This window comes from Rhodococcoides kyotonense, from assembly GCF_900188125.1.
Taxonomy (GTDB): domain Bacteria; phylum Actinomycetota; class Actinomycetes; order Mycobacteriales; family Mycobacteriaceae; genus Rhodococcoides; species Rhodococcoides kyotonense.
Genome location: NZ_FZOW01000010.1, coordinates 23,296 through 40,012, shown reverse-complemented (window position 1 = coordinate 40,012; position 16,717 = coordinate 23,296). Strand labels below are relative to the sequence as shown.

General features: G+C 64.9%; 17 protein-coding genes and 2 tRNA genes. 12 read left to right on the top strand and 7 right to left on the bottom strand.

Annotated features, from left to right (window positions below):
- Window positions 1-16: 16 nt before the first annotated feature.
- From gyrA to CHB96_RS17140, 5 genes are all read left to right on the top strand, one after another.
- Window positions 17-2,563, top strand: a complete 2,547-nt coding sequence (gene gyrA, locus CHB96_RS17155) for a DNA gyrase subunit A (protein WP_089248422.1) — start codon at window positions 17-19, stop codon at window positions 2,561-2,563.
- Window positions 2,563-3,927 carry a DUF3566 domain-containing protein gene (locus CHB96_RS17150; protein ID WP_245865802.1) on the top strand — a complete coding sequence of 455 codons (1,365 nt, stop codon included), beginning with the start codon at window positions 2,563-2,565 and terminating at the stop codon, window positions 3,925-3,927. The genes gyrA and CHB96_RS17150 overlap by 1 nt, the downstream gene beginning before the upstream one ends.
- Before the next feature lie 109 nt (window positions 3,928-4,036).
- A tRNA-Ile gene (locus tag CHB96_RS17145) sits at window positions 4,037-4,110 on the top strand.
- A 29-nt stretch (window positions 4,111-4,139) separates the two neighbouring features.
- Window positions 4,140-4,250, top strand: coding sequence for a DLW-39 family protein (locus CHB96_RS29985; protein WP_217899961.1), 111 nt, complete (start codon window positions 4,140-4,142; stop codon window positions 4,248-4,250).
- Window positions 4,251-4,302: 52 nt separating this feature from the next.
- Window positions 4,303-4,375: transfer RNA gene (locus CHB96_RS17140), tRNA-Ala, on the top strand.
- Here CHB96_RS17140 and CHB96_RS17135 read toward each other — a convergent pair.
- Complete coding sequence (locus CHB96_RS17135; RefSeq protein ID WP_141136500.1) at window positions 4,366-4,608, bottom strand: hypothetical protein; 243 nt, start codon at window positions 4,606-4,608, stop codon at window positions 4,366-4,368. The two genes, CHB96_RS17140 and CHB96_RS17135, sit on opposite strands and share 10 nt — an antisense overlap.
- A 523-nt stretch (window positions 4,609-5,131) precedes the next feature.
- Here CHB96_RS17135 and CHB96_RS17130 point away from each other — a divergent pair.
- Both CHB96_RS17130 and CHB96_RS17125 read left to right on the top strand, forming a co-directional pair.
- Window positions 5,132-6,130, top strand: a complete 999-nt coding sequence (locus CHB96_RS17130; RefSeq protein WP_089248416.1) for a GGDEF domain-containing protein — start codon at window positions 5,132-5,134, stop codon at window positions 6,128-6,130.
- Between the two features lie 131 nt (window positions 6,131-6,261).
- The gene (locus CHB96_RS17125; protein WP_245865799.1) at window positions 6,262-7,833 is read left to right on the top strand and encodes an alpha/beta hydrolase; all 1,572 of its coding nucleotides are present in this window, start codon (window positions 6,262-6,264) and stop codon (window positions 7,831-7,833) included.
- On the opposite strand, the gene CHB96_RS17120 is transcribed toward CHB96_RS17125, so the two are convergent.
- A complete protein-coding gene (locus CHB96_RS17120; RefSeq protein WP_089248414.1) occupies window positions 7,824-8,207 on the bottom strand; it encodes a hypothetical protein in 384 nt (127 codons plus the stop codon). The two genes, CHB96_RS17125 and CHB96_RS17120, sit on opposite strands and share 10 nt — an antisense overlap.
- Window positions 8,208-8,285: 78 nt before the next feature.
- On the opposite strand from CHB96_RS17120, the gene CHB96_RS17115 reads away from it, so the two are divergent.
- Together CHB96_RS17115 and CHB96_RS17110 are read left to right on the top strand one after the other, a co-directional pair.
- Window positions 8,286-8,813, top strand: coding sequence for a peptidylprolyl isomerase (locus CHB96_RS17115; protein ID WP_089248412.1), 528 nt, complete (start codon window positions 8,286-8,288; stop codon window positions 8,811-8,813).
- Window positions 8,814-8,844: 31 nt separating this feature from the next.
- On the top strand, window positions 8,845-9,744 hold the full coding sequence (locus CHB96_RS17110; RefSeq protein WP_089248410.1) for a rhomboid family intramembrane serine protease: 900 nt from the start codon (window positions 8,845-8,847) through the stop codon (window positions 9,742-9,744).
- 7 nt (window positions 9,745-9,751) lie between these two features.
- Here CHB96_RS17110 and CHB96_RS17105 read toward each other — a convergent pair whose 3' ends face one another.
- The gene (locus tag CHB96_RS17105) at window positions 9,752-10,036 is read right to left on the bottom strand and encodes a helix-turn-helix domain-containing protein (RefSeq protein WP_089248408.1); all 285 of its coding nucleotides are present in this window, start codon (window positions 10,034-10,036) and stop codon (window positions 9,752-9,754) included.
- 65 nt (window positions 10,037-10,101) lie between these two features.
- Between CHB96_RS17105 and map the strand changes: the two genes are divergently transcribed.
- Window positions 10,102-10,872 carry a type I methionyl aminopeptidase gene (gene map / locus CHB96_RS17100; RefSeq protein WP_089248406.1) on the top strand — a complete coding sequence of 257 codons (771 nt, stop codon included), beginning with the start codon at window positions 10,102-10,104 and terminating at the stop codon, window positions 10,870-10,872.
- A gap of 4 nt (window positions 10,873-10,876) precedes the next feature.
- On the opposite strand, the gene CHB96_RS17095 is transcribed toward map, so the two are convergent.
- Window positions 10,877-11,359, bottom strand: a complete 483-nt coding sequence (locus tag CHB96_RS17095) for a PH domain-containing protein (RefSeq protein ID WP_176444347.1) — start codon at window positions 11,357-11,359, stop codon at window positions 10,877-10,879.
- 45 nt (window positions 11,360-11,404) lie between these two features.
- On the bottom strand, window positions 11,405-11,668 hold the full coding sequence (gene crgA, locus CHB96_RS17090; RefSeq protein ID WP_089248402.1) for a cell division protein CrgA: 264 nt from the start codon (window positions 11,666-11,668) through the stop codon (window positions 11,405-11,407).
- A gap of 193 nt (window positions 11,669-11,861) precedes the next feature.
- Here crgA and CHB96_RS17085 point away from each other — a divergent pair, with 193 nt between their 5' ends.
- Both CHB96_RS17085 and CHB96_RS17080 read left to right on the top strand, forming a co-directional pair.
- The gene (locus tag CHB96_RS17085) at window positions 11,862-12,614 is read left to right on the top strand and encodes a DUF881 domain-containing protein (RefSeq protein WP_089248400.1); all 753 of its coding nucleotides are present in this window, start codon (window positions 11,862-11,864) and stop codon (window positions 12,612-12,614) included.
- A 38-nt stretch (window positions 12,615-12,652) separates the two neighbouring features.
- A complete protein-coding gene (locus CHB96_RS17080) occupies window positions 12,653-13,309 on the top strand; it encodes an aminodeoxychorismate/anthranilate synthase component II (RefSeq protein WP_089248398.1) in 657 nt (218 codons plus the stop codon).
- A 70-nt stretch (window positions 13,310-13,379) separates the two neighbouring features.
- Here CHB96_RS17080 and pknB read toward each other — a convergent pair whose 3' ends face one another.
- Window positions 13,380-15,299: a Stk1 family PASTA domain-containing Ser/Thr kinase gene (gene pknB / locus CHB96_RS17075; protein WP_089248396.1), complete on the bottom strand. Its 1,920-nt coding sequence runs from the start codon at window positions 15,297-15,299 to the stop codon at window positions 13,380-13,382.
- Window positions 15,296-16,717 carry a serine/threonine-protein kinase gene (locus CHB96_RS17070; protein WP_089248394.1) on the bottom strand — a complete coding sequence of 474 codons (1,422 nt, stop codon included), beginning with the start codon at window positions 16,715-16,717 and terminating at the stop codon, window positions 15,296-15,298. Before CHB96_RS17070 ends, pknB begins: the two co-directional genes overlap by 4 nt.

The window sequence follows — 16,717 nt, the reverse complement described above, 5'->3', positions numbered from 1 at the left end:
TTTCGAAGGAGAATTGATGTCGGACATCACCGAGCCTCCTGTCGGGCCTCCCGGACAGAGCACCAACGGGGATGGTCACGACCGGATCGATCCGGTCGACATTCAGCAGGAAATGCAGCGCAGCTACATCGACTACGCGATGAGCGTCATCGTCGGTCGCGCGCTTCCCGAGGTGCGCGACGGTCTCAAGCCCGTGCACCGCCGAGTGCTGTACGCGATGTACGACTCGGGTTTCCGGCCGGACCGTAGTTACGTGAAATCCGCACGGCCCGTTGCCGAAACGATGGGTAACTACCACCCGCACGGTGACACGTCGATCTACGATGCGCTCGTCCGTCTCGCACAGCCGTGGTCGATGCGTTACCCACTCGTCGACGGTCAGGGCAACTTCGGTTCTCGTGGCAACGACGGCGCAGCCGCCATGCGTTACACCGAGGCCCGCCTGACGCCGCTCGCCATGGAGATGTTGCGCGACATCGACGAGGAAACCGTCGACTTCATCCCCAACTACGACGGCAAAACCCAAGAGCCGACGGTACTTCCGTCACGTGTGCCGAACCTGTTGATGAACGGATCCAACGGCATCGCCGTCGGTATGGCCACCAACATTCCGCCGCACAACCTCCGCGAACTGGGCGAGGCCGTGTTCTGGGCTCTCGACAACCACGAGGCAGACGAGGAAGCGACCCTCGCCGCGTGCATGGAACGCGTCAAGGGTCCCGACTTCCCGACGCACGGGCTCATCGTCGGCGGCCAGGGAATTCAGGACGCGTACTCGACCGGTCGCGGCTCGATCCGTATGCGCGGCGTCGTCGAGATCGAAGAGGATTCGAACGGCCGCACGACCATCGTGATCACCGAGCTGCCCTACCAGGTCAACCCGGACAACATGATCACCTCGATCGCCGAGCAGGTTCGCGACGGCAAACTCGCGGGCATCTCCAAGATCGACGACGAGTCCTCGGACCGTGTCGGCATGCGCATCGTCGTCACCATCAAGCGTGACGCCGTGGCCAAGGTCGTGCTGAACAACCTCTACAAGCACACGCAGCTGCAGACGAGTTTCGGCGCGAACATGCTGTCGATCGTCGACGGAGTTCCGCGCACCTTGCGTCTCGATCAGATGATCCGCTACTACGTGGCTCACCAGCTCGAGGTCATCATCCGTCGTACGCGCTACCGCCTCCGCAAGGCAGAAGAGCGCGCACACATCCTGCGTGGTCTCGTCAAGGCGCTCGACGCGTTGGACGAGGTCATCGCGTTGATCCGCGCGTCGCAGACCGTCGACGTCGCTCGAACAGGCTTGATCGAGCTCCTCGACATCGACGAGATCCAGGCCGACGCGATCCTGGCGATGCAGTTGCGTCGTCTGGCCGCTCTCGAGCGTCAGAAGATCATCGACGAGTTGGCCGAGATCGAGCTCGAGATCGCCGAACTGCAGGACATTCTGGCTCGCCCGGAGCGTCAGCGTCAGATCGTGCGCGACGAGCTCTCGGAGATCGTCGAGAAGTTCGGCGACGACCGTCGTACCCGCATCATCGCCAGCGACGGTGACGTCAACGACGAGGACCTCATCGCACGTGAGAACGTCGTCGTCACGATCACGGAGACCGGCTACGCCAAGCGCACGCGAACCGACCTGTACCGCTCGCAGAAGCGCGGCGGCAAGGGAGTTCAGGGTGCGGGCCTGAAGCAGGACGACATCGTCAGCAAGTTCTTCGTCTGCTCCACGCACGACTGGATCCTGTTCTTCACCACGAAGGGTCGGGTCTACCGCGCAAAGGCGTACGAGCTGCCCGAGGCCAATCGCACCGCCCGCGGCCAGCATGTGGCGAACCTGCTGGCCTTCCAGCCGGACGAGCGCATTGCCCAGGTCATTCAGATCAAGACTTACGAGGACGCGCCCTACCTGGTGCTCGCCACCAAGGGTGGTCTTGTCAAGAAGTCCAAGCTCACCGACTTCGATTCCAACCGCAGCGGCGGCATCGTCGCAGTCAACCTCCGCGGCGAGGACGAACTGGTCGGTGCCGTGCTGGCGTCGTCCGACGACGACCTTCTGCTCGTCTCCGGACAGGGACAGTCGATCCGTTTCTCGGCCACCGACGAGGTCTTGCGACCGATGGGCCGCGCGACGTCCGGTGTGCAGGGCATGCGCTTCAACGGCGAGGATCACCTGCTGTCGCTGAACGTCGTCCGTGAGGGCAAGTACCTCCTGGTGGCGACGTCCGGTGGCTACTCCAAGCGCACGGCGATGGAGGACTACCCGCAGCAGGGTCGTGGCGGCAAGGGCGTGCTCACGATTCAGTACGACGAGAAGCGTGGCACCCTGGTGGGGGCTCTCATCGTCGACGACGACGACGAGCTCTACGCCATCACCTCGAGTGGCGGTGTGATTCGTACCGCGGCGAAGCAGGTACGTAAGGCTGGTCGTCAGACGAAGGGGGTTCGGTTGATGAATCTCGGTGAAGGCGACACACTGCTCGCTATCGCCCGCAACGCAGACGAGGCCGAGCCCGAGCCCGGCGCAGCCAGCACTGAAGATGATGCACCGAAGGAGTCGTAGTGAGCACTCCCAACAGGCCGGGCAGCAGGCCCGGCCCGCAGAGTGATCGAGCCGAACAGCCACGGCAGCCCGTGAGGCCGCAGCCGGCCTCACGGCCTGCCGGCCCCCCGGCGGGTCGGCCTGCTGTCGGTGCGCAGCAGCCTCCGCAGGGCGGCACTCGGCCACCGGCACGGCCGTCACAGGGTCAGGCACCTGGGCAGGGTGCCCCGCAGGGGCAGCAGCCCCCGCAAGGTCCACCTGCGCAGCGGCCGCAGCAGGCTGCTCAGCCTGCGCAGCGCCCGACGCCTCAGCAGGCGCCGGGTTCCGAGCGCGCGACTGCACCGACTCAGCAGCCTGTGGATCGGGAAGCAGCTGCTCGGCCCGCCGACCGGAAGCCCGAACAAGCCGGGAAACCGGAGGGGGCTTCGTCACCGAAGGCGCAGGCGTCCGCGCCTCAGCGTCCGGCACCCGAATCGCAGCCGCCGACTCAGGCAACTCCTGCGGTCGGCCAATCCGAGCAGCGCGCACCACAGGGTCCCGCGTCGGACCCGAGGCGTCCATTGGATCCGTTGCGGGCAGGCGAGACTCAGCAGCCACCGACTGCGGCCTTCGCCGGTCCACAAGACGACGCACGTCCTCAGCAGGCGGCAACCAACGGTGCTCCTCAGGCGCCGCCGTGGCAGCGCACCCAGCGACCCGATCAGCCGAATCAGGGTGCGCCGCAGAGCACGCCGCAGACCAATCTGACGAATCGCGGAGGGTCGTTGCCCGCCGGTGGGCCCGTCGACACGAGCTCGGCCGATCGGACCGCCGCACAGCCGGTCGCCGAGGACGCCGACGCCAAGACTCAGCGGCGTGAAGCAGCGAAGTCGAAGGCAGCCGTCATCGATGGTCCGACGCGTCATATCGAGCGCAAGGATCTGGCAAAGGACATGCCGGACCTGTCGGCGGTCCGTCACCCGGAGCCGGCTACGGAAAAGCAGCCTGCGGCAGCGCCCGCGATGGTCGTCGCACGCTCCGAGGGTGACCCGTTGCGGGCCACCATTCAGCTGCGGAAGATCGATCCGTGGTCGACGCTCAAGATCTCGCTGGTGATCGCAGTTTCGCTGTTCTTCGTGTGGATGGTTGCCGTCGGTCTGTTGTACGCAGTTCTGGATGGCATGGGCGTCTGGGATCGGTTGAACAGTGCGTTCACCGAGATCGTCAACGAGTCCGGCGGTGGTGGCGGTCTCGTCAGCGCGGGGCAGGTCTTCGGATATGCCGCAGTGATCGGACTCATCAATGTGGTGTTGTTCACCGCGTTGACGACCATCGGATCTTTCATCTACAACCTGTCCTCCGACCTGGTCGGTGGAGTCGAAGTGACGTTGGCGGATCGGGACTGATGCGCTGGTAGAGGGCACCGCATCGAGCCGTTTTGGAGTACGGCGGTTCGATACGGTAATCTCTCTCCTCGGTTCGGAAAGAGAAATCTTTCCGGTCACCGAGGTACACGGGCCTATAGCTCAGGCGGTTAGAGCGCTTCCCTGATAAGGAAGAGGTCGGAGGTTCAAGTCCTCCTAGGCCCACACCGAGCGAGACGAAGAGGTGAGATTCTGTGAAGATTCTCGTTCTCGTCGGCGCGGTCGTAGCAGTTGTGGTGGCTCTGTCGAAAGTGCGTTCCGTACGCGCGGGAGACGGTGTCTGGCACGAGGTTACAGCCGCCTGACGTCCGCTGGTTGCAAGCGTGTAAGCTGTAATTCGCTTGTCCGGCACGACCCGGGGCCTTAGCTCAGTTGGTAGAGCGCTGCCTTTGCAAGGCAGATGTCAGGAGTTCGAATCTCCTAGGCTCCACAAGAAGAAGGCGTTCGATCCTCACGGATCGGGCGCCTTTCTTGCTGTCTGCCCACTTCGTCGTCGTCGCTGGACGTGTCGTTCGCGCGAACGGCGTCCGGGCGGAAATAGTTGTAGCGATACGGACTGTCCCAGAGGTCGCGGACAGCCTGCGATCGTCCGTGACGGACATATGTGGTCGCGGCGACGTGAACGAAGATCAGGGCGACGACGAGTGCGATGAAGGTTGTCATGTGGACAGTGTCGGCTCGCGGTCTGCGCTCCGACAGTGGCAGCAATGCCAATGTACATCGAGAAACTGCCATAGCCCGCCTCCCGTACACATGGGTAGCTGCCCAGTGAGTCCCGGAACTGTGATCGATGCCAAGCGGTTCCTGCTGGGATGTTGGACTGGCCCAGACTTCTGCGGTGCGCGTGACGGCATGTACTCGAGGCCTTAGTGTTCGGTCGGTACGAGGCAGAGACGTGTCCGGCAAGAATGCACCGCAGGGGGGTGCATTCCGGCCGAGACCCACACGCCGGCGAGCCGCTTCTCCCCGTTCCGACCTGCGATACCTGCCTTTCGCTGCTTACGCATCCGAGAAGTCGGCGGAAGGTGTTAAAGTCCCGGCACGAAAGTCGGTTGCGCGTGGTGTTCATGGGGAGGTAGACCGTGCCGGGTCGGGTTCTGCTCGTGTTCGCGCTCCGCTCCAGCACCGGAGGCTCTAGCACCGGAGGCTCCGGAATCGCGCGCTGCAATGCAAGGACGCTCCACGCGTGATCAGGCCCAAGTTCGACGAGGCCGGAATCACCCTGCTGGTGTTCGTGATCGGCACGACTCTGCTGTACGCGGCCGCGGGAAGTGCTTCGTGGTCCGAGCACGGAACGTTTGGCCGAATCGCGGTGTCGATCTCGGTGATGTGCGGGATCGCTGCAGTCGTGGTTCTCGTACGCTCACGACCTCCGAGCCCCAAGCGGACCATCGGCACAGTGACGTTTCTCGCGATCGTCGCGTTGACTGCGTCGTTCTCGACGAGCGCGACGCTGCCGGCGTTTCTGATCTGCGTCCAGGCCGCGATCTTTCTCGGCATGCACATCGGGGCCTTCTGGTCGGAGCGAAACGCAAGCATCTGGGTTGCGGCCCTTGCTGTTTCGGCAGTTTCGGGTGCGGCGGCAGGCCCGTTCGACTCGTCGTTCGTCAGTTACGTACTCGTGGCACTGGGCATCGTCGGCGCCACCGAAGTCTTCGGGGTGTTCGCACGGCGCATGCGCTACTCGGCGACACACGACACCCTGACCGGTCTCCACAATCGTTTCGGGTTCGAGTCCAAGGTCGAAAAGATGTTGCCCGCGTGCGCAAGTCGCGGTCTGTCCGTCAGTGTCGCCGTGCTCGATCTCGACAACTTCAAGCAGATCAACGACGAGTACGGGCACATCGCCGGTGACGTGCTGCTCTCACGTGTATCCAAAGCGTGGAAAGCAGAGCTCGGTCGACGCGATGTGTTGGGCAGACTCGGCGGCGACGAGTTCGTACTGTTCATGCCCGGCGTGCTCGAGGCCGAGGCGTGGCAGATCGTCGAGAGACTCCGTCGGGCTCATCGGGCGGAGTGGAGTGTCGGCCTCGTCTGTATGCCTGCCGCTCGTCGGTGGATCGACATCTATCGCGCCGCCGACGCAGACCTCTATCGAGCCAAGCGTAGCCGTCCACGGGCACAGAAGGCGTCGCGCTCCGAGCCACCGGACACCGGCGAATCGGAGTGGCGAATAGCGCGCTGACCCGTTCTCCACAGAATTCATCCACAGCCTGGGGATGAATTTCGAGGCTCTGCTGCCATTCGGTGTTGAATCCTCTGCAGATCGCCGATCTCTCGATCGGCGCACGGAGACAACGGGGGCGCAGTATGTCGATGTCCTGGGGGGACGTTCAACGGTGGGATCCGGCAGATCTGAGTGTGCTCGCACATCGGGTGCGTGCGCAGTCTCGCATCCTGACCGGCCGGATCGACGACGTGACGGTTCTGCTCGAGCAACTCGACTGGCATGGGACGGCTGCCGACGCGGCGCGAACGTCCCTGTCCGGAGTGCAGAGCGAATTCCTCGATCGTGCACGGGTGCTCGACGACATCGGTCGGTGTGTGTACGCCGCGACACGGGACATGTATCCCCTCGTCCATGCAGTGCAGGCGTGCGAGGGTCGGGCGAACGAGTGGTCCATGACGATCGAGGACGACGCCACGGTCAGGGACGGGATCCCGGTCTATGCGAGTGCCGCGGTGGATGCCTGGAGTATTGCACGAGATCGACTCCGCTGCCGACGGGACATCGAACAGCGTGCACGCGAATTGCTTTCTCGTGCAGATGATCTCGATCGGCACACAGCAGAGGCATTGCTGCAGTCCGAAGTCGAACCTCGGCCGATGCGTCCGGCGGCGGTGGAGGTGCCGACGTCGGGAAGCCCCGCTGCGAATGCCGCCTTCTGGGATGCGTCGACTCAGGCGCAGCGCACCGCGCTACTCGTCCAGCGGCCCGACCTGCTGGGCGGCCTCGACGGAATCCCGGCTCAGATTAGGGACGCCGCGAACCGGCGTGTGTTGACGCTCGAGCGGACGCGTCTGCAGGGAGTCGCGGTCGAGCTTCGAAAACGGCTGGACGACAACATCTTCGGTGGAATGTTCGACAACGCAGATGCGGGTCTGGCTCAGACGGAGAAGAGATTGGCTGCGCTCGACGCCATTTCCGAGACCTTGGCGCAGGGAGACCGACAGCTTCTGGTTCTCGACAATCACAGCGCGGACGACACGTTGGCGGCCATCGCGGTGGGCAACGTCGACACCGCGACTCATGTCGCGGTGTTCGTTCCTGGGCTGGATTCCGACGTGCAGGGTGACATGCGACGGTACGACGGCGACATGGACTCCCTGAAAGAACTTGTGCAGCAGTCTGTTCCGAAGGAGGACGGCGTCGCGGTCGTCACGTGGATGGACTACGCGGCGCCTCATACCGGGTGGAGTCTGCTGGACCCGAACCGATCCGTCGTCGGCGCTACCGCAGCGGTCACGGGTGCCGCTCGGTTGAGCGTGTTTCTCGACGGACTCGACGCGTCACGACGCACGGACCCACATCTGTCGCTTCTGGGCCATTCGTACGGATCGCTGACGGCTGCGCATGCCGTGCGCGACGCGGAGGCCACCGGCGTCGACGAACTCGTTGCAGTCGGGTCGCCCGGGCTCGGCGTCGGCACGGTGCACGAACTGTCCGTCCCGGCAGGCCACGTCTTCGTCGGCGAAGCGCGGAACGACGTCGTCGCCGATCTCGGTGCGTTCGGTACCGATCCCAGCGAACTCGACGGCGTCCGTACGCTCCCGACGGCGGCGGCGGGAGACTTACGTGCGCCCGACGGGCACGGTCAGTACTTCGCCGAGGGGACCACCACGCAGGACGCGATCGCCCGAGTGGTGGCCGGCCTGGGTCAGACCTGAGGTGCTTCGGTCACCGAGGTCCGGGGTGTCTCGTCGGCGTAATCGGCCAGACTCGGGGGTGCGTCAGCGGGAGGCTGGGTGGTTCTACGGCGCTTCGTCGCGATCACGGCGGCGCCTGCAGCTGCTCCGAACAACGTTCCGAAGACGATGACTCGTCTGGTCCGGCGGGAGATGCGCGGCGTCGAACGTGCTTTGCGCTTCTGAGCCTTCTTGCGTCGCTCGAGTTCCTGGCGGGCGAGCGAGTAACCCTTCGAGGCCAGCGTGACGCTGATGCCCGCCGTGCCGGTGCCGAAGACCTTTGCAGCCTGCAGCAGATTTCCACCCGCGCCTACGGCGACGTCGCGGATCCGAGTCGACTTCGATGTGCTGGTCATGTGACCACTGTTCCACAAAGATGCGGCCAAGCCCCGGCACCTGGCCACGAGGAGCGGCAAGGGTGGCACGATGGTGGTGTGACTTCACCAAACAAGACATCCACGGCAACGCTGCACACCAACCGCGGCGACATCGTCATCGAACTGTTCGGCAACCACGCGCCGAAGACTGTCGAGAACTTCGTCGGCCTGGCCGACGGCTCGAAGGAGTACACGACGACCAACGCATCCGGCGGAAACTCCGGACCGTTCTACGACGGCGCAGTCTTCCACCGCGTCATCGACGGCTTCATGATCCAGGGCGGCGACCCGACCGGCACCGGAACCGGTGGCCCGGGCTACAAGTTCGGCGACGAGTTCCACCCGGAACTGTCGTTCGACCGTCCGTACCTGCTCGCCATGGCCAACGCAGGCCCGGGCACCAACGGTTCGCAGTTCTTCATCACGTCGGTGAAGACCCCGCACCTGAACCGTCGCCACACCATCTTCGGCGAGGTCACCGACGAGGCGTCGAAGAAGGTCGTCGACGCGATCTCGGGAACGCCTGTCGGTCGCGGCGACCGTCCGGTCGACGAGGTCGTCATCAACAGCGTCACCATCGCCTGACGGTTGGCCTACAGAAGGAACTCGTAAGAACATGACGAACCCCGGCTGGGGTGGCGCGCCCGGCGATCAGCCCACCCCACCTCAGTCGAGGTGCATCCGGCACCCCGACCGGCCCACCGGTCTCGCGTGCTCGCGGTGCGGCAGGCCCGCATGCCCCGAGTGTCTCCGGCCCGCGTCGGTCGGGCAGCACTGCCTCGAGTGCATTCAGGCGGCCAACAGATCGACTGCACAGGTGCGAACCGTCGTCGGCGCGCCTGCTTCGTCGAGGTACGGCTTGGTCACGTACATCATCATGGGACTCAACGTCCTGGCGTTCGCGGTGACGGCTGCGCAGTCCAGCTCGTTGTTGGAGAACACTCGCAATTCCGCGTTGTTCCAGGACTGGGCGCTCTACTCTCCGTTGGTCGCCACCGGCGACGTACAGCGCGTGATCGGCAGCGGGTTCCTGCATTACGGCCCGATTCACCTGCTCGTCAACATGTTCGCCCTGTACATCATCGGCAGGGATCTCGAGGCGGTCCTGGGCAAGGCGCGATACGTCGCCGTCTACGCGGTCTCACTGCTCGGCGGCAGCGCTTCGGTGTTGGTCCTCGAGTCACCCGGAGCCGTCACGGTGGGTGCGTCGGGCGCGATCTTCGGTCTTCTGGGTGCTCAGGCCGTCGTACTGCTGCGTTTGAAGCGCAGCCCGACGCCCGTTCTGGTCATCATCGGCGTGAACATCGTCATCAGCATCTCGATCCCCGGAATCTCGCTGTGGGGTCACATGGGTGGTTTGGTCGCCGGCGCTGCCGCGACCGCTGCCATCGTCTTTCTCCCCAGCCCGACGCGTTCACCTCGGCTGGCGTGGGTGGGTGTCGCTGCGGTTGCCGTCGTCGCGTTGGCGGTCATCGCACTCCGGATCCTCGATATTCGTGCCCAGATGGGGATCTAGAACTCGTCTACGACGCCTCCCGCGCGCTGCGGCTCCCGCCGGCGTCGACGGGGGCGTTGATCTCTGCCCAGACGTCGTCGAGCGACAGGCCGAGAACATCGGCGATCGCGGCGATGGTCGGGAATGCAGGCGTCGCCACGCGGCCCGATTCGATCTTGCGCAGAGTCTCGGGTGACACACCCGCGTCGAGGGCGGTGTCGAGCATCGAACGTGACCCTCTCGAGCGGCGCAGGAGCGCACCGAGGCGCTGTCCACGCTCGAGCTCGACGGATGTGAGTGGCAACCTGACCATGAGCCGATACTAATACCGGGATAACATTACCGGGATAGTTATTGGTATCCCTAGGAAGGCGCCGCATGATCGAGATACTGAAGCCCAGTCAGCTGCCGCGAGCGCGCCAGGCAGGCGCACTGGTCGCCGACATTCTGCAGACGATGAAGGCGCGCGCCACCGTCGGCACCAATCTCCTGGACGTCGACCTGTGGACCAAGGAGATGATTCTCGGAGCGGGGGCCGAATCCTGCTACGTGGACTACGCGCCGTCGTTCGGACGCGGGCCGTTCGGGCACTACATCTGCACCGGAGTCAACGATGCTGTGCTGCACGGGAAGCCGCACGACTACGTGCTCGCGGACGGCGACCTGTTGACGCTCGACCTCGCCGTGGTCAAGGACGGACTTGCGGCGGACGCGGCCATCAGCTTCGTCGTCGGTGAGAAGAGGCCCGCAGGAAGCATCGAGATGATCGACGCGACCGAGCGCGCACTCGCCGCCGGAATCGCCGTTGCAGGACCGGGCGCGCGCATCGGTGACATCTCCCATGCGATCGGCACCGTGCTGCACGACGCCGGATACCCGATCAACGTCGAATTCGGCGGTCACGGCATCGGCTCGACGATGCACCAGGATCCGCACGTGTCGAACACCGGCCGAGCAGGACGTGGCTACAAGCTACGTCCCGGGCTGCTGCTCGCTCTGGAACCGTGGGTCATGGAGGACACCGACGAACTCGTCACCGACGCCGACGGGTGGACTCTGCGCAGCAAGACGGGGTGCTTGACGGCCCACAGCGAGCACACGATCGCGATCACCGACGACGGTGCCGAAATCCTCACGTCGGCGCGCTGACGGCTCAGCGTCCGGGTGGGACCAACCCGTGTCGCTCGAGGGCGTCGTACGCGTCCTGTGGGTTGGTTCCGAGGTCCCAGCGACCGAAGATGACGAGTCGGTCGTCGTCATCGCCTGCTCGTTGGACGTCGAGTTCGAGCATGGGAACGCGACGGCCGAGCCGCGGGTAACGGACGAGCTTGACGCGTTTGATCTCGTCGGGACGGTACGTGCGAACGCCGGTCAGCCGCTTCATCGACAACGATCCATCGTTTATCCACAGCCTGGGACGCTGAAAAGCCGCCGATCCCGAAATTATCCACAGGCCCAGCGCCGCTGCCGTCACGAGAAATCGGCCCGCCGGATCGACGTCTGTGACGAACGCGACGGTGACCAGCGCTAATCCGCCAACGGCCAGCGCGACCACCGCGCTGATCGGCGTCGCCCACGACAGGTTGTGCACATCCTGTGGATCGTTTTCGAAGTTATCCACAGAAGTTATCCACATTGTTGATGAATGACATGTGTGTAACTTGGGATGAAGGGGTCGGGATCATCGCCATCTCATGGTCATGACGAGTCCGACGACCATGAAGCCGAAACCGATCAGGAAGTTCCAGGCACCGAGCGCGTTCATCCATGCGAGGTCGTCGGCTGCCAAGTAGTACACCAGCAGCCACAAGAGCCCTACCAGCATGAATCCCAGCATCACCGACACGTAGAGGGTGCTCGACGGACCCGCTTTCACGGCTCCGGGAGTACGTGTCCCGGGCGCGATGGAGTAGTCCTTCTTCTTGCGAACCTTCGATTTGGGCATGTCCGAACCTCTTCGTCGTCGTTGCTCGTAGGTGGGGCCCGGCCTGTGGACAACCTTGGGACAAGTTGTGGACGGGCCCATGCACACTCGAGCGGGTAGCGTCTGTTCTCAAAGGTGAGCGCCGCACGTGCCGACACTCGTCCAGTACACGCTAGCGCAGGAGATTCACACGGGAGAGCACCGGACTTCAGCCATGACCGACCGTCGTCGAGCGCGCCTGACCGACCGTGTCTGGCAGATCATGGTGGTCGTCGTCTGTGTCGTCGTCGGAATTCTGTTGGCGACGACGCGTCAGCTCTCCTCGGGCGACGAAATCCGCAGGTCCGACACGACACGGATATCCGATCTCGTACGCAGCGCCCAGAGCAGCACCGACGACGCGGACACGGCTCGCGCCGATCTGACCCGTCGACTCGAGGAGCTTCAGAGTGCCGCAGGCGCGCAGGACGCCGAAGTCGGCGACGCGCTCGCGAAATCCGAGGCACTGAGCGGCGCAGCCGGGCTGAATCCCGAATCGGGAGCAGGCGTCGTCGTCACCCTGACCGATGCGCCACGCGGTGCCGACGGCCGATACGCGTCGGGCGCGGCGCCCAACGATCTCGTCGTTCATCAACAGGACGTACAGAGTGTGCTCAACGCACTGTGGACGGGTGGCGCGTCGGCCATCGCGATGCAGGACCAGCGGATAGTCAGCGAGATCGCACCCCGGTGCATCGGGAACACGCTGTTGCTCGGTGGCCGTACGTACAGTCCGCCGTACGTCGTGACGGCGCTCGGGGATCCGGCTCGACTCACCGCGGCGCTCGAGAACAATCGCGGTGTGCGGGTGTTCCAGCAGTATGCGCTGCGGTACGGGCTCGGCTACGACGCGACAGCCGCGGACGACCTGACAGTCCCTGGGTACACCGGCGTCGTGCGCACGCGCTACGCACAGCCCGTGAGGTGACGTGGGGGGCGGTTTACCCGCTCGCCTATCCTGGCCGTATGCGCATCCTGGTCGTCGACAACTACGACAGCTTCGTCTTCAACCTCGTCCAGTATCTCGGTCAGTTGGGGGTCGACGCGACCGTGTGGCGCAACGACGACGATCGGCTTGCCGACCGCGACGCCGTCGCCGAGAAGTTCGACGGCATTCTGCTCAGTCCCGGACCCGGTACTCCGCAGCGCGCGGGCGCCACGATGGATCTGGTCGCTGCTGCTGCGCGTGCGGAGACGCCTCTGCTCGGTGTGTGTCTCGGACATCAGGCCATCGGTGCCTCGTTCGGTGGCACGGTCGATCGCGCCCCCGAACTGCTGCACGGCAAGACCAGCAAGGTCCATCACTCCGGTGTCGGCGTCCTTGCGGGACTGAACGAGCCGTTCACGGCGACGAGATACCACTCGCTGACGGTGCTGGCGGACACCATTCCTGACGTCCTCGAGGTGACCGGGCTTACCGATTCGGGTCTGGTCATGGCGATGCGTCATTGTGAGCTGCCCATCCACGGTGTCCAGTTCCACCCGGAATCGATCCTGACCGAGGGCGGGCACCGAATGCTGGCCAACTGGCTCGAAGTATGTGGCCTGAAGGTGGACGACGCGCTGGTGCGTGAGCTCGAAGCGCAGGTCGCGAGTGCGGCTGCGCCGGCCGTGCATGCCTAGTGGCTACGCCCCTCGTGAGTGTTTATGTATAGCCCTCTATACATAAACACTCACGAGCTGCAGAGCTGCCTCACCGAGGCGGTATGCCCAACGTTCCGACACTGATGCCGATGCTCTGGGTCTTCGTGATCTCCGACCCGGCCGGCTCGGCCTGATTGACGACCTTCCCGACGAGCGTCGGGTCGAGCGTGCTCTGGTTCGTCGAGGTGATGTTCGACGCCGTTCCCGTCCAGCCTGCTCCTTCGAGGGCGTCCCTGGCCTGCGACGGCGTCAGTCCGAGCAGGTCGGGCATCGGGATCTTGTCGCCGTTGGAGACGCGAAGCGTGATCGTGTCGCCCTCGGTCGCGCTGGACCCACCTGCGGGTGACGTCGACACGACCTGCCCGACGGGTTGGCTCGAGTCGATGTTCTCGACCTCGACCTTGAATCCGGCACCTTCGATGTTCGGTTGTGCGACGTCGAGCTGCTGTCCGACGACGTCGGGCACGCGGATCTGAGCCGGTCCGCTGCCGAGGGTGATGCGCACGGCCGAACCGACCGTGATTCCCACTCCCGACGACGGATTCTGCTCGACGACCTTGTCGAGGTTCTCCGGTGTCGACGCGGCGCGTCCGACGGTTCCGTCGAGCTCGAGGCCCAGCGCGGACAGCGCCTGGGCCGCCTGCTGCTGCGTCTTGCCGCTCAGTTGAGGGACCTGAACCTGTTCTGGGCCTGTGGAGACCTCGAGGTTGACGGTGCTCTTGGAGTCCACTTCCGACCCCGCGCCGGGACGGGTAGTGATGACGTTGCCTGCGGCGACGGTCGCGTCGGGCTTCTCCTGGATGGCGACGCGCAGGTCGGCCTCGAGGAGTCGGGATTCGGCGTCGGACGAGGACAGGTTGGTGACGTCGGGGATCGCGACGCGGTCGGGGCTGGATCCGGGTCCGAGCGACCACAGGAACGCACCGACGATTCCGATGACGACGATCGCCGCGATGGCAATCAGTGCGATACGGAGTCCGCGACGCTTCGGCTCCTCGTCGCCGTCGGAGTGGCGTCCGCCGGATCCAGTCACCGTGCGCGGCTCGTCGGACCGGGGCTGACGCGCGTCCATGGAACCGAGGATCGTCGTGCGGTCCTCGTCGTTCATGACGGTCGGCGCACTCGGGCGCTGTCCGCCGAGAACCCGCACGAGGTCGGTCCGCATCTCGGCTGCCGTCTGGTACCGGTTCGCCGGGTTCTTCGCCATCGCCTTCAAGATGATGGAGTCGAGTTCACGCGGCACCGATGGGTTGACGCGCGACGGTAGCTGCGGATCCTCCCGCACATGCTGGTAGGCGACTGCAACCGGCGAGTCACCCTTGAACGGCGGTTCGCCGGTGAGGATCTCGAACAGCACGCAGCCGAGCGAATAGACGTCGGACCGAGCGTCGACCTGCTCGCCTCTGGCCTGTTCGGGCGAGAGGTACTGCGCGGTGCCGATCACTGCTGCGGTCTGCGTCATCGGGCTGGAGCTGTCGGCGATGGCACGGGCGATACCGAAGTCCATGACCTTGACCGCGCCTGCGAGGTTGATCATGACGTTCGCCGGCTTGACGTCGCGGTGCACGATGCCGTTGCGGTGGCTGAAATCGAGCGCGGCACAGACGTCGGCGATTACTTCCATCGCACGGCGCGGCGCCATCGGGCCTTCCGCGCGCACGATGTCGCGCAACGTGTGCCCGTCGACGTACTCCATGACGATGAACGGCAGTGGGCCCGCTTCGGTCTCGGCCTCGCCGGTGTCGTAGACGGCGACGATCGCGGGATGATTGAGTGCTGCGGCGTTCTGCGCTTCACGACGGAACCGCAGGTAGAACGTAGGATCACGCGCGAGATCGGCGCGCAGGACCTTGATCGCGACGTCACGGTCGAGCCGTTCGTCGCGCGCCAGATGGACCTCGGACATGCCGCCGAAGCCGAGAATCTCGCCCAGCTCGTACCGGGAGGAGAGATTGCGGGGAGTCGTCATCGCTGTCCTTGTCGATCTGGCATGAGGAAGGGGTTCTCGAGTTCGCCGGGACTCTCTTCGTCGCCTGCACCGGGGAGCGACGGCAACGTGAAGCTGGGCAGTGTGAAGCCACCCGTCGTGGTCGTCGGCGCAACCGTCGTGGTCGTCGGTTGCGGCGTCGTCGTGGTCGGTTCAGGTGTCGTGGTCGGCGGCTCGGTGGTGGTCGTCGGTTCCTCGGTCGTCGTCGTCGGCCGGGTCGTCGGTGGCTCGGTCGTCGGTTCGACAGTGGTCGTCGTGGTGGTCGGAAGCGTCGTCGACGTCGGGGGAGTGAACGGGGCAGGGGTGTCGTCCGGCCCGTTCAACAATACGAAACCACCGATCAGCAGAGCGAGTATCAGCAGGCCGGCACCACCCCACGCGAGTGCCTTCTGAGCACTCGTCATGCCGGACTTCTCCGGAGGCGTGGGTTCGGCGGAACCTGTCTGCGGCCCGGTGTACTGGTTCTGCGACGTCGGCATCATCTGCGTGCTCGACGGGGCTACGACGCCCGGCATCATCACGCGACCGGTGCCAGGGCCGCGTCCGTTGCCAGGGGCGGGAGGACGACGGCCTGCACGGACCGCGGCGACCGCGTCGGCGAACTCGCCGCCGTTGGAATAACGTGCGACGGGATCCTTGGCCATCGTGATCTCGATGAGCTCACGTACATGCGGCGGAAGATCCGTCGGAAGCGGCGCGGGCATCTCGCGGACGTGCTTCATCGCGACCGTCAAGGCACCTTCACCGGTGAACGGCCGCTGACCGGACAGCGCTTCGTATCCGACGGCTCCGAGCGAGTAGACGTCGCTGGCCGCGGTCGCTTCACTGCCGAGTGCCTGTTCGGGGGCGATGTACTGGGCGGTGCCCATCACCATGCCGGTCTTGGTGACCGGGGACGCGTCGACGGCCTTCGCGATGCCGAAGTCGGTGATCTTGACCTGTCCTGCAGGCGTGATCATGATGTTGCCGGGCTTGACGTCGCGGTGCACGACGCCGGCCGAGTGCGCAACCTGCAGCGCACGACCGGTCTGCTCGAGCATGTCGAGGGCATGACCGAGCGGGAGTCGTCCGATCCGGCCGAGGACCGCGTTGAGTGGTTCGCCGTTGACGAGTTCCATGACGAGGTACGCCAGCGACTCGCCTGCTTCGTCGCGGGTCTCGCCGTAGTCGTAGACCCCCGCGATGCCCGAGTGGTTGAGCTGCGCTGTGGTTCGAGCCTCGAACCGGAAGCGCTGCAAGAACTCCGGGTCCTCGGAGAACTCGGCCTTGAGAACCTTGACCGCGACCTTGCGGTCGAGGCGCGAGTCCATCGCCTCCCAGACCTGTCCCATACCGCCGGTGGCGATGAGACGGATCAGTCGGTATCGCTGCGCGATGAGCGCACCGTTGCTCAACGGCAT

What these genes read in the sequence shown, in the direction of transcription:
- CHB96_RS17095 (WP_176444347.1), bottom strand. Translation starts at nt 11,359, where the DNA reads ATGTGGATAACTTCTGTGGATAACTTCGAAAACGATCCACAGGATGTG.
- CHB96_RS17105 (WP_089248408.1), bottom strand. Translation starts at nt 10,036, where the DNA reads ATGGTCAGGTTGCCACTCACATCCGTCGAGCTCGAGCGTGGACAGCGC.
- CHB96_RS17120 (WP_089248414.1), bottom strand. Translation starts at nt 8,207, where the DNA reads ATGACCAGCACATCGAAGTCGACTCGGATCCGCGACGTCGCCGTAGGC.
- gyrA (WP_089248422.1), top strand. Translation starts at nt 17, where the DNA reads ATGTCGGACATCACCGAGCCTCCTGTCGGGCCTCCCGGACAGAGCACC.
- CHB96_RS17085 (WP_089248400.1), top strand. Translation starts at nt 11,862, where the DNA reads ATGACCGACCGTCGTCGAGCGCGCCTGACCGACCGTGTCTGGCAGATC.
- CHB96_RS17125 (WP_245865799.1), top strand. Translation starts at nt 6,262, where the DNA reads ATGTCCTGGGGGGACGTTCAACGGTGGGATCCGGCAGATCTGAGTGTG.
- CHB96_RS17080 (WP_089248398.1), top strand. Translation starts at nt 12,653, where the DNA reads ATGCGCATCCTGGTCGTCGACAACTACGACAGCTTCGTCTTCAACCTC.
- map (WP_089248406.1), top strand. Translation starts at nt 10,102, where the DNA reads ATGATCGAGATACTGAAGCCCAGTCAGCTGCCGCGAGCGCGCCAGGCA.
- CHB96_RS17110 (WP_089248410.1), top strand. Translation starts at nt 8,845, where the DNA reads ATGACGAACCCCGGCTGGGGTGGCGCGCCCGGCGATCAGCCCACCCCA.
- CHB96_RS17135 (WP_141136500.1), bottom strand. Translation starts at nt 4,608, where the DNA reads ATGACAACCTTCATCGCACTCGTCGTCGCCCTGATCTTCGTTCACGTC.
- CHB96_RS17070 (WP_089248394.1), bottom strand. Translation starts at nt 16,717, where the DNA reads ATGCCGTTGAGCAACGGTGCGCTCATCGCGCAGCGATACCGACTGATC.
- crgA (WP_089248402.1), bottom strand. Translation starts at nt 11,668, where the DNA reads ATGCCCAAATCGAAGGTTCGCAAGAAGAAGGACTACTCCATCGCGCCC.
- pknB (WP_089248396.1), bottom strand. Translation starts at nt 15,299, where the DNA reads ATGACGACTCCCCGCAATCTCTCCTCCCGGTACGAGCTGGGCGAGATT.